Source organism: Gilliamella sp. App2-1 (genome assembly GCF_001690255.1).
Taxonomy (GTDB): Bacteria; Pseudomonadota; Gammaproteobacteria; order Enterobacterales; family Orbaceae; genus Gilliamella; species Gilliamella apicola_G.
The window spans coordinates 22,874-37,964 of sequence record NZ_LZGR01000016.1 but is presented as its reverse complement, the minus strand read 5'-3'; the positions used below and the strand labels follow the sequence as shown (position 1 = coordinate 37,964).

The following is a 15,091-nucleotide window of genomic DNA, read 5'->3' as shown; positions in this document are numbered from 1 at the left end:
TTTAATTTGTTATCGCTAGCTTAGTTAAATTTAATTTGATACACTAAATCAGGTGCAAGATAATGTATCATACATGGCTCTGGCATTACTAATTTTATTGACCTCGCCAAGTCAATCAGGGAAAGCCACCTTTATTCATTATTAACCTCAGTTGTTTATTTTAAAATTTTGGGGATGATATTGATCAATACGATTAAGTTTTAAAAAAGAATATTCTAATTTATGTTATCAGTAAATATAATTTATTGAATTAATTAGGTATTTTAAAGATTAAAATATGCTTAGCAATAGGATTTTGTGGTAATTAATTGATTTTATTTAAGTTATATTGAATTTGTTTTCAAATACATATTTAACTTAGGAGAAAATTATGAGCAAACAAATCTATAATCCACTTACCAAATATCATCATGACAAATTTCCAAAACAAAAGCAGGTGGCGCCAGCTCTACAATACGAAATGAACCCAATTCCTGATTGTGGTGAAGAAAGTTATCAAGGTCATAATCGGTTAGAAGGGCGTAAAATGCTTGTTACTGGTGGCGATTCAGGCATCGGGCGAGCGGCGGCGATAGCTTATGCTAAAGAGGGTGCTGATGTGGCAATAAACTATCTTCCTGTTGAACAAAAAGATGCAGAAGAGGTAGCAAAAGTTATCCAAGCTGCAGGACGCAAAGCCGTATTAATTCCTGGTGATTTAAGTGATGAGGCTTTTTGTAAAAAATTAGTTGATGAAGCACATCATAAATTAGGTGGATTAGATAATTTGACACTGGTTGCTGGTAAGCAAACTGCAGTTGAAGACATTATGGAACTTACCACCGAGCAAATTAAGAAAACCTTTGAAGTTAATGTGTTTTCGCTTTTTTGGATCACTAAAGCAGCGTTAGGGTATTTAAAGCCAGGTTCAACCATTATTACAACTTCGTCTGTTCAAGCTTATCAACCTAGTGCTAATTTATTAGATTATGCTGCAACTAAAACAGCTATTATCGCGTTTACTCGTGGCTTAGCTAAGCAGTTAGGAAATAAGGGCATCCGCGTAAATAGTGTCGCACCTGGGCCTGTTTGGACGCCATTACAAATTTGTGGCGGTCAACCAAGTGATGTTATTCCAGAATTTGGACAACAAACACCATTACAACGCGCAGGTCAACCGGTTGAACTTGCTGGTGTTTATGTGCATTTAGCATCAGAAGAATCAAGCTATACTACGGGCGAAACTTATGGCGTTACAGGCGGTATGAATATTAACTAATTGTTTTTTGTAACAGTAAACAGACTGATTTAAATCTTTTTACTGTTAATGTTATAAGTTATTAATTTTAAAATTAGTGGACAATAATGAATGAATTCATTATTGTCACAACCATTGAAATAGAAAACAAGCAAAAAGGGCAATAAAATGAAATTTTTTAAAGTGATTACTTTAGCAGTATTAGGGTTTTTTTTAGTCAATTGTGATAATTCAAAAACAACAGTTGATGATATTAAACAAAAAGCCGAACAAACAGGTTCTGAAATTGGTGACAAAGCTAATCAAATGAGTTCAGACGCTGTGGATAAGGTTAAGCAAATGAGCGCAGATGTTAGTGACAAAGCTAAGGAAATAGGCGCAGAGATTAGCGATAAAGTTAAACAAACAAGTGCAACCATTAGTGATAAAGCGAAAGATTTGTATGAGCAAACAAAATCTGAAAAAGAAGATATGCTTAATAAGGTGCAAGAGGGTAATTATAGCGTTGCTGAAAATTTGATGATTAAGGCGATTAAAACAAAATTACCAGCGACAATTGATCAGAACACGACTTTAGTTGATGTTTCGACAGATAATAAAACTATCAATTATAAATACGTTGTGAATAATAGTACTAAAGATGCATTACAGGCTGAAGGCAATCAAAAAGAGGTACGCAACAAATTGATTGAGTTTTACTGTAGTGATGATTCTAATATGAAGACACTAAGATTAGTATTTCCACGAGGAGCGAATCATGATTACTATATCAATGATGATAAAGTTTTTTCAGTGGATGTAAAACCGAATGATTGTGATGATGACTAGATATATTTGGTTAATTTGAACAAATAGTTAGAATTTATTTGTAATAAAAGGGCTACTTGAAGCCCTTTTATTTTGACCATTCTTTTTTTTATATTGTTTATTTATTACTCTTTAATGGACAATTAAAAATTTATCATTACTCTATAAGATAGCGAGTAGTCATGAATTGACTTGGATAGGAATAAATATGACAGGTATTAAAGCAACAGTTGTCATGTTAATGGAATAATATTATTTGGTTTTGATAATTCAGAAGCAAAAGTTATAGATACTCAACAAACGGATATTCAAGAAAATATGGATATTGTGGAAAGAAGGATAAAAATTATAGCTCAATCAACACCTGAAAAAATCAAACAATTAATAATCAAAAAGATAGTGATTATAGTTTTGATCAAGATTCGGTTGTTGAAGGTCTAAAAGAAAAGTTACCCATTATGGTTGATAAATTTATGATGTTCGATAATATATCAAAAGATAACAATAAACTTATCTATAAATATATTATGAAAGGTATGCCTAAAGAAGTGATATTGCTAGAGCAAAATTGATAAGCTTGGTTCTTTGTAGTTGTGATAATTCAAAAGCTGATGCTAATCAAGCAAGTAATAATTCTTCAAAAAATGACGACAGAAAGTCTAAAAACACTTTATTATAGTAATAGCCCACAAGTTCAAAAACTTAGGGATGCTTTCCCAAATGGTGTTAGTCATCATTATGATATTCATGATGAAAAATTGTTTAGTATTCAATTGACGCCTTCTTCTTGTAATACTCACTGAAGATAGTTTGCTTTAATTTTTTGATGTAATTAATCAATAGCGTATAAAAAACAGAGCAACTGCCCTGTTTATGTGTAATTTTATTCGAGTTCTTTACCTTTTGTTTCCGGTATTAAAAAGACAAATGCAGTCGCGGATAATAAATAAGCGGCTGATAGTAAAGCTAATGCGTAGCTAATTGAGTAAACGGTGGCTAAATAAGCAATTAGTACTTGTGATACACCGGCAATGCCTCGACCGACATTGAAAATAATATTTTCAGCACTTGAACGGGCATCTGTTGGGTAATGTTCAGCAAGTAGAGCGCCATATCCGCCCATCATACCATTAACAAAAAAGCCAATTACTGAACCAAAGATAATTAATATAAACATATCGGTTTGATGAAAATAGAACCAAATTGAAACGGCCGAAATGAATAAAAAGAAGATATAAGAAGGGCGACGACCAAACTTATCACATAACCAACCAAAAATTAGAATTCCTAATGACATACCTATAGTGGTTGAAATAGTCCAAAACATGGTATTTTTAAATGGCAATTTAAGCTCAGTTGCAATCATATTTGGCATCCAAACCATGAGTCCATAAAAACCGAAGTTTTGTACAGCACAAGCGATGGTTAAACCTATTGTGGTTGCTATGGTTCTTGGATTTTTAAATAATTTGCCAACGGCTATTTTGTTTTTGTTTTGGTCTTTTAGATTTTGCCAGATTTCTGGCTCTTTTAGACCTTTACGTGTCCATGCAACAAATAGCGCAGGTAGCACACCCATCGCAAAAGCCCAGCGCCAACCATAAATTTCACCAATAAAGTTGACGGTTAATGCTGCTAAAATGATGCCGACTTGAAAACCTAATGCAACAATAGATGTTGCTCTTGAGCGTTTATTTTTAGGCCAGCTTTCAGAAACTAAAGTCATCCCAATTCCAAACTCACCACCAAGTCCAAGTCCACTTAAAAAGCGAAATATTAAAAAGCACTCGTAATTAGGTGAAATTGCACATAATCCAGTAAAAAGAGAAAATATCAAAATTGTCCATGAAAAGACTCTTACTCGACCATATTTATCGGCTAGTACACCAAATAAAATACCACCTAATACGGCGCCAAGTAAAGTTACTGAGGTTAAGGTGCCTAAATCTGTTTTTGTTAGGTTAAAACTGACTGAGATTAGGCTAAAACATACACCTAAAATCATCATATCCATACCATCTAGCGCATAACCAACGGTAGATGCAAATAAGGTTCTTTTTTGATATGGGGTTGTGCATTTGCTTTCACTTTCTGCGTGCAAGATAGTGTTTGCTTCAGTTTTCATGTATACCTCTAGTTATTAAAAATAGATAGTTACTTAAAATTTGCGTTTTATGATGTTTAATTTTTGTTTAAACGGCGGGTAAATTAAAGCGGGGCAAGTATATACTTAAAATTAACAAAAAGCTAAGTTTAAAGCGCTAAATAGTCGTTTTATCCGCCGATTTTATTATCAGCGGAGATATTCGTTATTCTTCAGCAAAGTACCAATAGCCTTTGTTGACAAGATCAAGCATGACTTGAAGAGTGTCTTTATCTTGTAACTGTTGGTAAGAGAGTATTTCCGTTTTACAAAGAAGATCAATCATGGGCATTGGTAAGTCAATTTTTTCGCCATGGATGTAGCCAAAATTGCCCACCTTAAGGATTCGAATACTCTGTACTCGGTTTAGTTCTGCTCCATTTTTTAGTAGTGATTCAAATTCATCACAATCGTATGGTGGTTCAACTGGTACAATATTTAAATCGTGCATTGGTAGTGTAATGTGTTTACCGAACCAATCGTTAAATAACTCAGGTGTTTTGATTACATCGATGATTTGATCTTGTAGTTTTGTTAGTTCATAAGGTTGAACTTGGTATGGATCTTTAGGTCGTTTTAAATTTGGATCTTGATAATAAATACCGTTTGGCAGGTTATCAATGACATAATCAGCAAAGCTACTTAATAGCTCTTGGGATGTTCGCGTCATAAAACCAACAGAATAACTGAGTGATTCACCAATGGATGTGCCATTATGTGGACAACCTAGTGGAATGTATAAGATATCGCCAGCAGTGATTTCCTCGTCAAGGATGGGTTGATATTCTTCAACATGTAATAATGCTTTGTGTGCATTAAATTGTTTATAATGTTGGTTGCGATCGCCAACTTGCCAACGCCTGCTGCCCATGCCTTGAATGATAAACACATCATAATTATCGATATGGGGCCCAACGCCTGCACCTTGTGTTGCGTAAGAAATCATGAGATCATCAAATTGCCATTGTGGCATGCATTTAAAAGGCTCAAGTAGTGTGGCAGCTTGCTCGTGCCAGTGATCAACAGCTTGTACTAGTAAACTCCAATGATCTTCGCCTAAGTTATCATATTGAGTAAATGGTCCAAATCTAGCATCCCAAATACCATCTTTATTAGAAACAATCCGGCTATCGATTTCTTCTTCCATCGCTAAACCTGCGAGTTCATCCGGTGTAATGGGATCAATAAAATGTGCAAATGCTTTGCGTAGGATTACAGGTTTTTTTTGCCAATAATTTGTTAAAAAATCATCCCAATCAATGGCTAACTTATAATTCATTTAATTTTCCTTGAAGATTGAATAATTGACAAAAATTAGATGTGGTCTTTTGTGCTATCTCTTCTAAAGAGACACCTTTTAAAGCAGATAAATATTGTGCCACTTCACGAACATAAGCGGGTTGGTTTTCTTTGCCTCGGTATGGAACGGGAGCAAGATAAGGTGAGTCGGTTTCGACCAAGATACGATCAAGTGGCACGTATTTGGCAACTTCACGTAGAGCTTCGGCATTTTTAAAGGTGATTATTCCTGAAAATGAGATATAAAAACCGATATCTAATAGTTGTTTTGCTGTTTCGATATCTTCTGTAAAACAGTGCAACACGCCCGAATGAACATGCTTATCTTTTAAGATTTTTAAGGTATCTTCTTTGGCATTACGTGTATGGACAATGACGGGTTTATTTAATTTTCGGCCTAATCGAATATGTTCTTTAAAATTCTCTTGTTGTAGCTCCAAATTATCTTGTTGGTAATAATAGTCAAGACCTGTTTCACCTAGTGCTATGACGTTATCTTCTTGGGCTAAGTTTTGAAAGCGCTCGGCATCGTATATTTCGTCATCAAGGTTAAGTGGGTGAATTCCACACGAAAAGGAGCATTGATTTTGATAGGGTGTAAGCTTATGTTTCATCGATTCATAGCCCGACAGTGTTGTTGCCACACTTAGGCAATGTTTAACGTCATTGTTGGTAGCTTCTTGTAAAACATCTTCGATAGATTTAGTACTAAGGTCTAAACTATCTAAATGGCAGTGAGAGTCAATTAGAAACATAAAAATCTCTTTTTTTTATTTATTTGAAAGTTGTTCAAAATCACGAACAGGTTTTATTGTTGACCACGAACGGCAAGCAGGGCATAACCAGTAGATTGAATTAACCGTAAATCCACATTTTTGGCACCGATAATTGGGTACGGTTTTTATTTGTTCGCCAACCATGTTGCGTAAAAGTAAAAGGCTTTCTTTTGCTTTACCTTGTTCTGCATCAGCAACATGATAGTTCATTAATCGATAAAATCCTTTTAAGTTAGGATGTTTAAGTAATTCACGATACATAAAGTATTGTGCAGCATCTAAGCCTTTTTGTTCTTCAATAAGATCAGCAAGCATCAACTCGGCTACATTACCGGTATCTTGATCGACACATAATTCCAAAAATTGTTGAAATTCATATCGGTTATTTAGCTTTAAATAGCACTCTTTTAATAAAGGCAATGCTTCGCCAATAAAGGCTTTGTCTTGCTGTAATATCTGTTGAAAAGATTTGATAGCTTGCTCTGTTTTGTCTTGAACCATAAGAACCCGACCCAGCATGAGCGATGTACGTGCACATTTAGTATCAGCCATTGCAGATTTTTGTAATAGACTATTTGCTTTATCAAGATCATTATTTGCTATCGTCAGTGATGCTAACTCACAATAAAATTGCGCAATATCGGTTTTATATTTTTCATTACCAAGTTTGACCAGTTTAGTTGCCATATTAATGGCATTTACCCATTCACTGGTTGATTGATATATGATGATAAGTTGCTGTAATGCGTGTTGTTGAAAGTCTTCTTCATCAATGAGTTGCAAAAACATCTCTTCGGCACGATCGTAAAGACCTGCAACCATGTAATCCCGCCCCAGTTGTTGAATAGCTAATAATCGTTGTTCAAATGTCAAAGATGAGCTTTCTAATAGTGCTTGGTGAATACGTATTGCTCTGTCAACCTCGCCTCGAGAGCGAAATAAGTTACCTAATGTTAAATGTGCTTCGAGTGTGCCATCGTCTTCTTTTAACATATCTAAGAAAAGATCGACAGCTTTGTCTTGTTGATTGGATAAAAGAAAGTTCAAACCATCTACATATTCACGCGATAGTCGATTAGATTGATTTAAATATTTTTGTTTTGCATTTCTGTCACCCATATACCAACCGTATGCGGCGGCGATAGGAAGTAACAGAAATAACAGTTCAAACATAGTAACCTATTCTTAATTGCTTTTAGTTAAGTTTATTTGTTGATGATTAGCCATACCTTCATCATATTTTTTTTGTAGTTTGCTCAGTTTACGTTTTGTTGATAAGTGTTGTAATTTAGATTTTAAAAAGAAGATACCTGTTAATATCCAACCCACAATAAAGCCAGAACCAAATAAAATGGCTAATAACACTGATAAGCGAATTTCAGTTTTATCAATCAAATAATTAAATGTTACTATTTGATCATTAGCTGATCCTATTGCTATTGAGATGGCAAAGATGAGAATTATTAATAAAATTGATATAACAAATTTCATAATGTTGACCTTTCTTTTTTATTTTTAGTTAAACGTTTTTATTTATTATACTAGACTGTTCCTACAAATTGCTTTGATTAGTTAAGTAGTCACCTATAACGTTCAAAAATCAATGCTGCCTGTTGTGAATAGCACTTTTTCAAAATTGGTATTTAAAATTATTGATCTACTATATGCCATTTTCTAGCATAAAAACAGAAAATTAATGAAATTACCCAAGCGATTAATACACTTGCTATTAGATCAATGGGTTTGTGCATGCCTAATAATAACCGGCTAATTTCAATCAATATAGACCAAATAATGGTGAACGATACTATTATATAATGTTGCTCACATTTTAGTAATGTTAAGGCTAAAAATGCCCAAGTTACAGCTAATAAAGTATGTCCAGAAGGAAAAGCGTATCCAGTTTCATTTTGCCAGTGGTTTGATAACCAACTTGGGATCGTTGGTGAATTGTTAAATAACTGACGGATAATTTCTTTTCTTTCTGATTGTGATTTCGAATAAAATTGTTGGTCGCTAATATTAAATTCCGTAGCCATCCAAAGTACATAAGGCCTTGATTCTGCTGTCTGCGATTTTATAAGGTTTTTAATTATTTGCCCACTTAATATTGCACTAACAAGAAGCAACCATAATAATATAATTCGTTTTTTTGTTTTCTTGGGTAATAACAGACAAAATACTAAAAATAAAATTGTTGATGTAATTATTGCCCAAGGGAAACTTGCTGTTTCCGTTATTAAGAATAAATATTTAGATGTATTATTTAATGACGCTGGTTGCCAATGCCAATTTATGGCTATAATAACAAAAGGAACAGCTAAGAAAATAGCTAATATAGCTATTGTTTTTTTTATTACTAACCTCATTAATAAACTCAATTAAGTACAAATTACTTAATATTTTAGCATAGAAGATAGATTTATTTTTATAAAATCTTATCTATGTTTTAGTTAAAACGGAGATAATAATGCAATTAAAACGTGTTGCACAAGCGAAACTGCCAACACCATGGGGATGTTTCACTATTGTTGGATTTGAAGAAATTGCGACAAAAAAAGATCATGCTGCATTAGTATTTGGTGATGTGTCGGGTGATACACCAGTTCTTACAAGAATTCATTCTGAATGCCTAACGGGTGATGCGCTTTTTAGTTTACGCTGTGATTGTGGCTTTCAATTAGAAGCAGCCTTAAAACAAATTGCAAAAGAAGGTAAAGGGATTTTAATTTATCATCGTCAAGAAGGGCGTAATATTGGTTTACTGAATAAAATTAGAGCTTATGCGTTACAAGATCAAGGTTTAGATACGGTGGAAGCCAATGAGCAATTGGGTTTTGCAGCGGATGAACGCGATTTTACTTTATGCGCAGATATGCTGACTTTATTGGGGGTGTCACAAATCCGTTTATTAACCAATAACCCAGAAAAAATAAGAGTGCTTGAGCAGTCTGGCATTAAAATTACACAGCGGGTACCGTTGGAAGTCGGTGAAAATCCGAATAATGAACACTATTTAGAAACCAAAGCGAATAAAATGGGCCATTTGCTTCATCTGCATCACGTCAATTGTAAACATTAATTGCTTGGTTAAATAGCAAGTTGTTTATCTGCGATTGATTTTAGCTAATATAGTAAAAATGTTGGAATAAAAAATCTCAAAATATATTTTCTATTTTGAGATTTTTTATGGAGCAGGATATACAAAATAATTTTAACTTATTGATACTGTTATTTTTTATATTATTTCCCACGTTAATATCAATCTCTATCACTGCGCAATACGCCACCATTAGCAATCTGATCTTTAGATATTTCGTGCATGATGATTTGTACGGCTTCCGGTTTGCAGTTGAGGGTTTCGGCAATAGCATGAGTCACGCGTTTTGCCATTTCTCTCTTTTGCTCTATAGTGCGACCTTCTAAAAAGTCGATAACGACATTTGGCATAAATATCTCCTAGTGATGATTAATTTTGGCAAGCTGTTCATCCGTCAATGCTATTTCATCATTATGACATACACCAATACCGGATTTTATAACTTGTTCAGCGATGTCTTTGGCTTCATCTAATGAGTGCATTTTATAAGTACCACATTGATATTCATTTAATTCTGGAATCTGATTTTGCGATTTAACATTTAATACATCATGCATTGATTTGAGCCATGCATCAACGACTAATTCTTCGACGGGTTGACCAATTAAGCTCATGTAAAAACCAGTGCGACACCCCATTGGTGAAATATCGATTATTTCAACTTTATCATTGTTGAGATGATCGCGCATAAAGCCGGCAAATAAATGTTCTAATGTATGAATTCCTTTTTCTGGCAATTTGTCTTTGTTGGGAATGGTAAAGCGTAGATCAAACACCGTAATATCATCACCTTTTGGGGTTGCCATGGTTTTGGCTATTCGCACAAAAGGAGCTTTCATTTTGGTATGATCGACTTTAAAACTATCTAATAAAGGCATAATGTCCTCCTTGTTTTTTGCTTGTTATTTTAATCAATCAGCTAATAAGTACCAATGGATTTTATATTTACTCGGCAAGTAAATTTACCATTTCTTGCTCGTCAATAACTTTTATTCCCAGTTCTTGGGCTTTAGCAAGTTTAGAGCCAGCGGCTTCTCCGGCAATCACGAGATCGGTATTTTTTGATACACTGCCTGTGACTTTTGCGCCTAACTGCTTTAATCTACTTTTCGCTTCATCGCGCGTTAAAATCGATAAAGTACCGGTTAATACAATAGTTTTACCCGAAAAGGGTGAGTTTGTATCGGTTGCTTGTATTTGCGGGTTAACATCTTGCCAGTGAATGCCAATTTTATCGCTAGTTAGCTGATCTATTACATTGCGATTATGTGGCTCTTGGAAAAAGTCTATAATGCTTTCGGCAATAACGACGCCAATATCATTTACCATTTGTAATTGTTCAAGTGAAGCGTTTTCGATTGCCGATAAATTACCCAGTTGATTAACCAAATTTTCGGCAGTAACTTCCCCCACATTTGGAATTCCAAGCGCAAATATAAAACGGCTTAATGTGGTATTTTTAGATGCCTCTAATGCATTTAATAAATTATTGGCAGATTTTTCGCCAATTTTGTCCAAACTACATAGCTTTGGTAGACTAAGTTTATAAAGATCTACTGGGGTTTTGACATAATCTTTATCCACCAATTGTTCAATGATTTTATCCCCCATACCATCGATATTCATAGCTCGTCTTGAAACAAAATGTTTTAAGGCTTCTTTACGTTGTGCTGGGCAAATTAGTCCACCGGCACAGCGCGACACTGCTTGGCCTTCATCTCGCACTATTTGTGATCCACAAATAGGACAGTGAGTTGGGAATATGATCTCTTTTGTGTCCGCAGGTCTTCTATTCAATATGACAGCGACAATTTTTGGAATAACATCACCTGCTCGGCGTACTGTTACATAGTCACCTTCACGGACGCCTAATCGTGTAATCTCATCACTATTATGTAATGTCGCATTACTTACAATAACACCTGCGACTGAAACTGGTTTAAGTCTTGCAACTGGTGTAATTGCGCCTGTTCGTCCAACTTGAAAGTCTACCTTGTTTAATTGTGTGACTTCTTCTTGAGCAGGGAATTTAAATGCAGTTGCCCATCTTGGTGCACGCGCAACAAAGCCAAGTTCTTTTTGTTGTTCAATACTATTAACTTTGATAACCACACCATCAATATCAAAGTCTAATGACATGCGTTGCTCGCCAATTTGTTTAAAATAATCTAAAGCAGCCTGTGCACCTTGACGTTTTTGAACTTTATCACTAACTGGCAATCCCCAAGCTTTAAATTGCATTAAGCGGTCATAATGAGTATTAGGTAACGTTGTGCCTTCGACAATACCTACACCGTAACAAAAAAATGTTAATGGTCTTTTTGCGGTGATTTTAGGATCTAATTGTCTTAATGAACCAGCGGCAGCATTACGCGGATTGGCAAATACTTTCTCTTTCCGCTTTTCGGCTTCTGTGTTGAGTTTTTCGAAGCCTTTATGTGTCATAAATACTTCACCACGAACTTCTAATCGAGAAGGAATGTTGTTGCTCCTTAGAACTAGCGGAATTGTTTTGATGGTTCTTACATTGGCTGTTATGTCTTCTCCTGTTGTACCATCCCCTCGCGTTGCAGCTTGTATAAAGTGGCCATTTTCATAAAGGAGACTGACGGCAAGTCCATCAAGTTTGAGCTCACAACAATATTCAACATGGTCGGTATCACTTAAATGAAGACGATCTTTAACTCTTTTATTAAATGCAATAAAACTAGCATCATCAAACACATTATCGAGTGATAACATGGGCATTTCATGTTTGATAGATGCAAATTGTGCTAATGGGGATCCACCAACTCGTTGAGTTGGCGAGTCCGGCGTAATAAGGTCGGGATATTGTTGTTCTAATGTTTGCAGTTGTTTTATTAATTTATCATATTCAACATCAGGAATTTCTGGTGTATCAAGTACATAATAACAGTACTCATGGTGCCTAATTATATCTCGTAATGAAGTCAATTTTTCTGTTATATCTTTAATCGATTCAAATGAGTTTGTTGAATTCTCGGTTGCATTAGATAGTGACATGATAATAGGCTCTTAAATTAAAACGTAGGTTTTGGGAATATCATTACAATTATATTAATTTAACTGTGATTAACACCTAGTTAAATTAACATAACTTATTATAGGTTATATCGATATTTATTTTTCGCCACCAACCCGTGTTGGTGGAATTTTGTTCAAGTTTTGTTGAAGATAATGTGGCTAAATTTCGTTACAAGCTTTTTTAATGCGTTCTTTATAACTGTCGATTTTTTGTGGCGTTAGCATATGATGTTCATCATCTAATACTACTCCGTTGACATCATCAGCTATACGTTGCGCTGTTTGTAACATTAATTTGAAATTTTGCTGATTGTTTCCCTCAGTTGGTGCAACCATAAAAATAGATACGCCAGGTGTGGTAAATTCATGCATTGTTTCGGGATCCAAATATCCAGGTGCGACCATATTGGCTAAACTAAATAGTATTGGACCATTACCAGCAGGATCTACATGACGGTGGAAAATTCTCATATCTCCAAATAGAAAACCTGATTGTATCATGCTCGCAAGTAGCACATCGCCTTGTAGTAATGTTCCGTTCAGACCTGTAACATTTAACACAATAATTTCGGTTGTGGATTGCTCGTTGTCAATATTTAGTTTTTTAGGTTTGTTGTTATGGTCAATTTTGTTATTAGTATCAAATTGGTTTTCTTTTGTTATTTGAGTTAAATTAAGTTTTTGTTCATCTTCATTTTCAAAAAGGTCACGATTAACGTTGATAACAGGATCTTCTGTTATATCAGTATTAATTTCTTGTTTATCATCATTATCAACAAATAAATCATCTTGTTGTGGTATATTTTTTTGCTCTATAGATTCATCGATAATTATACTAGTTTCAATTATTTCATTATTTTTTGTTGCTTTGGGTTTGAATAAAATCACATCTTCATCATTATCGGTCATAGAAAAGTCTTGATGTTGTTGTGTATTTTGTGCAAATTTGCTTTTTTTATTTGAACTAAAAAGCGAAGAATGTTCTTTTTTATTGATCCAAAATCCATGGATAAGCAATGCAATAATGACTAAGGATGCAACAACAACTAGAACAATACGTAAATTATCCATAATAACCATCTCTGTATTAAATTAAATATAGACTCAAATTATTCAATCATATTTTGAAAAAATCATTACGAAGTACAATAATGTGAAATTTTTATTTTTTATCAGTAATTTGAATTAAACTTCATTAGAGTAACCGTATTTTGATATTAGTAGTATAACATTTTATTTAAGATACTTTATAGCACAAAAAACAATTAGTCTATATTACTTTATTTCTAATAATAATCATAATTATCAATATACATTTTAATATCATAACTCAGTAAATCATTTTTTAGAACTCTGTGCTATTAAAATGTAAAGATACTTACAATCTATGTATATTTTTTGTAAAATTGCCGATTACTTTTAAATAGGATCTATTATTATAAATAAAATAATTATTAAGTTTACTGAGGTCATTTTATATGAGATTTAACAAGCTAGTATTAGCCTTGCCAGTGGTATGTGCAAGCCTACTTATATTAACAAGTTGTGATAATGGTAAATCACAAAACAGTAATAATAAATTACCTAAAGTAACCGTATTTAAAGTTGAACCATTGAACTATACATTAAAAATCAGTTTACCAGGTAGGGTTATTGCATCTCAAATAGCTGAAATTAGACCTCAAGTAGGTGGAATTGTTTTAAAACGTGAATTTGACGAAAGTTCAAATGTTAAAGCTGGGCAGTCACTTTATCAAATAGATCCAGCTATTTATCAAGCTAATTATGATAGTGCTGTAGCAAGTGTTGCTAGTGCTAAAGCAAATGCAAATATTGCACAACTGACTCTTAAACGTTATGCTGGATTATTAAATACTAAATCAATTAGCCAACAAGATTACGATAAGGCAGCAGCCGATGCTAAACAGGCTGAAGCTGCTGTATCAGTTGCACAAGCAGCTGAGCATACAGCCAAAGTCAATTTAGACTATACAAAAGTATATTCGCCAATTGATGGATATATTGGTAAATCGAGTGTTACCGAAGGGGCATTAGTTTCGGCTGGTCAATCTTCTCCATTAGCATTAGTTCAACAGCTTGACCCTATTTATGTTGATATGACCGAAGCGGCTACTCGTTATAATAAATATCTTCAAGATGAAAATGTTATTTATGAACCAGCTAAAGATAATAATGTCGAATTATACTTTAATGATGGTTCTAAATACGCTTATCCTGGTAGTGTTAAATTTTCTGATATGACGGTCAATGAAACCACAGGGACTGTAACATTACGCTCACAGTTTGCAAACACTGAAGGCAAAATTTTACCAGGTATGTTCGTTAAACCTCAGATGACATTAGGTTATATCAAAAATGCTGTGCTTGTACCACAACAGGGCATTACCAGTAACGCAAAGGGACAGTACACAGCTAAAATTTTAAAGCCTGATAATACTATTGAATATCGACAAGATATTCAAGTATACACGGGTATTAATGGCTATTGGGTTGTTACAAAAGGCATTGATATTGGTGAACAAGTTATTGTGACAGGCTTACTTAATCTAATCGCAGTTGAAATGGGTATACCAATGAAAGGTAAAATGGTTGGAGAGCCGGCAAAGCTAACCCAAGAAGAATTAGATAGTATTATTCAAAAAAGCATGAAATAACAGGGGTAG

At 34.1% G+C, this 15,091-nt stretch carries 14 protein-coding genes; 4 read left to right on the top strand and 10 right to left on the bottom strand.

The features are described from left to right. Positions 1 to 370: 370 nt before the first annotated feature. Positions 371 to 1,258, top strand: a complete 888-nt coding sequence (locus A9G22_RS01950) for an SDR family oxidoreductase (RefSeq protein WP_065587372.1) — start codon at positions 371 to 373, stop codon at positions 1,256 to 1,258. A gap of 147 nt (positions 1,259 to 1,405) precedes the next feature. Then, positions 1,406 to 2,065, top strand: coding sequence for a YtxH domain-containing protein (locus A9G22_RS01945; RefSeq protein ID WP_065587373.1), 660 nt, complete (start codon positions 1,406 to 1,408; stop codon positions 2,063 to 2,065). A gap of 862 nt (positions 2,066 to 2,927) precedes the next feature. Here the strand turns inward: A9G22_RS01945 and A9G22_RS01940 are convergent. The 6 genes from A9G22_RS01940 to A9G22_RS01915 all read right to left on the bottom strand — a co-directional run bounded on the left by A9G22_RS01940 (position 2,928) and on the right by A9G22_RS01915 (position 8,631). Beyond that, entirely contained in the window at positions 2,928 to 4,169 is a 1,242-nt protein-coding gene (locus tag A9G22_RS01940; RefSeq protein WP_065587374.1) for an MFS transporter, read from the bottom strand. A gap of 184 nt (positions 4,170 to 4,353) precedes the next feature. After that, entirely contained in the window at positions 4,354 to 5,466 is a 1,113-nt protein-coding gene (locus tag A9G22_RS01935) for a ribosomal protein uL16 3-hydroxylase (protein WP_075508253.1), read from the bottom strand. Then, complete coding sequence (locus A9G22_RS01930) at positions 5,456 to 6,241, bottom strand: YchF/TatD family DNA exonuclease (RefSeq protein WP_075508252.1); 786 nt, start codon at positions 6,239 to 6,241, stop codon at positions 5,456 to 5,458. Before A9G22_RS01930 ends, A9G22_RS01935 begins: the two co-directional genes overlap by 11 nt. A 15-nt stretch (positions 6,242 to 6,256) precedes the next feature. Next, the gene (gene lapB / locus A9G22_RS01925; protein ID WP_075508251.1) at positions 6,257 to 7,435 is read right to left on the bottom strand and encodes a lipopolysaccharide assembly protein LapB; all 1,179 of its coding nucleotides are present in this window, start codon (positions 7,433 to 7,435) and stop codon (positions 6,257 to 6,259) included. Between the two features lie 12 nt (positions 7,436 to 7,447). Next, entirely contained in the window at positions 7,448 to 7,753 is a 306-nt protein-coding gene (locus A9G22_RS01920; RefSeq protein WP_065587378.1) for a LapA family protein, read from the bottom strand. A 158-nt stretch (positions 7,754 to 7,911) separates the two neighbouring features. After that, positions 7,912 to 8,631, bottom strand: coding sequence for a phosphatase PAP2 family protein (locus A9G22_RS01915; protein ID WP_075508250.1), 720 nt, complete (start codon positions 8,629 to 8,631; stop codon positions 7,912 to 7,914). A 101-nt stretch (positions 8,632 to 8,732) separates the two neighbouring features. Here A9G22_RS01915 and ribA point away from each other — a divergent pair, with 101 nt between their 5' ends. Beyond that, positions 8,733 to 9,344, top strand: a complete 612-nt coding sequence (gene ribA, locus A9G22_RS01910; protein ID WP_065587380.1) for a GTP cyclohydrolase II — start codon at positions 8,733 to 8,735, stop codon at positions 9,342 to 9,344. A 179-nt stretch (positions 9,345 to 9,523) separates the two neighbouring features. On the opposite strand, the gene A9G22_RS01905 is transcribed toward ribA, so the two are convergent. From A9G22_RS01905 to zipA, 4 genes are all read right to left on the bottom strand, one after another. Beyond that, the gene (locus A9G22_RS01905; protein ID WP_065587381.1) at positions 9,524 to 9,712 is read right to left on the bottom strand and encodes a 2-hydroxymuconate tautomerase; all 189 of its coding nucleotides are present in this window, start codon (positions 9,710 to 9,712) and stop codon (positions 9,524 to 9,526) included. Between the two features lie 9 nt (positions 9,713 to 9,721). Then, positions 9,722 to 10,240 carry an S-ribosylhomocysteine lyase gene (gene luxS, locus A9G22_RS01900; RefSeq protein WP_065587382.1) on the bottom strand — a complete coding sequence of 173 codons (519 nt, stop codon included), beginning with the start codon at positions 10,238 to 10,240 and terminating at the stop codon, positions 9,722 to 9,724. A 67-nt stretch (positions 10,241 to 10,307) separates the two neighbouring features. After that, a complete protein-coding gene (gene ligA / locus A9G22_RS01895) occupies positions 10,308 to 12,338 on the bottom strand; it encodes an NAD-dependent DNA ligase LigA (RefSeq protein WP_075508256.1) in 2,031 nt (676 codons plus the stop codon). A gap of 228 nt (positions 12,339 to 12,566) precedes the next feature. Then, a complete protein-coding gene (gene zipA, locus A9G22_RS01890) occupies positions 12,567 to 13,478 on the bottom strand; it encodes a cell division protein ZipA (RefSeq protein ID WP_176700211.1) in 912 nt (303 codons plus the stop codon). Between the two features lie 407 nt (positions 13,479 to 13,885). On the opposite strand from zipA, the gene A9G22_RS01885 reads away from it, so the two are divergent. Next, positions 13,886 to 15,082 (top strand): efflux RND transporter periplasmic adaptor subunit, encoded by a 1,197-nt coding sequence (locus A9G22_RS01885; RefSeq protein WP_065587383.1) that lies wholly within the window; start codon positions 13,886 to 13,888, stop codon positions 15,080 to 15,082. Positions 15,083 to 15,091 lie beyond the last annotated feature (9 nt).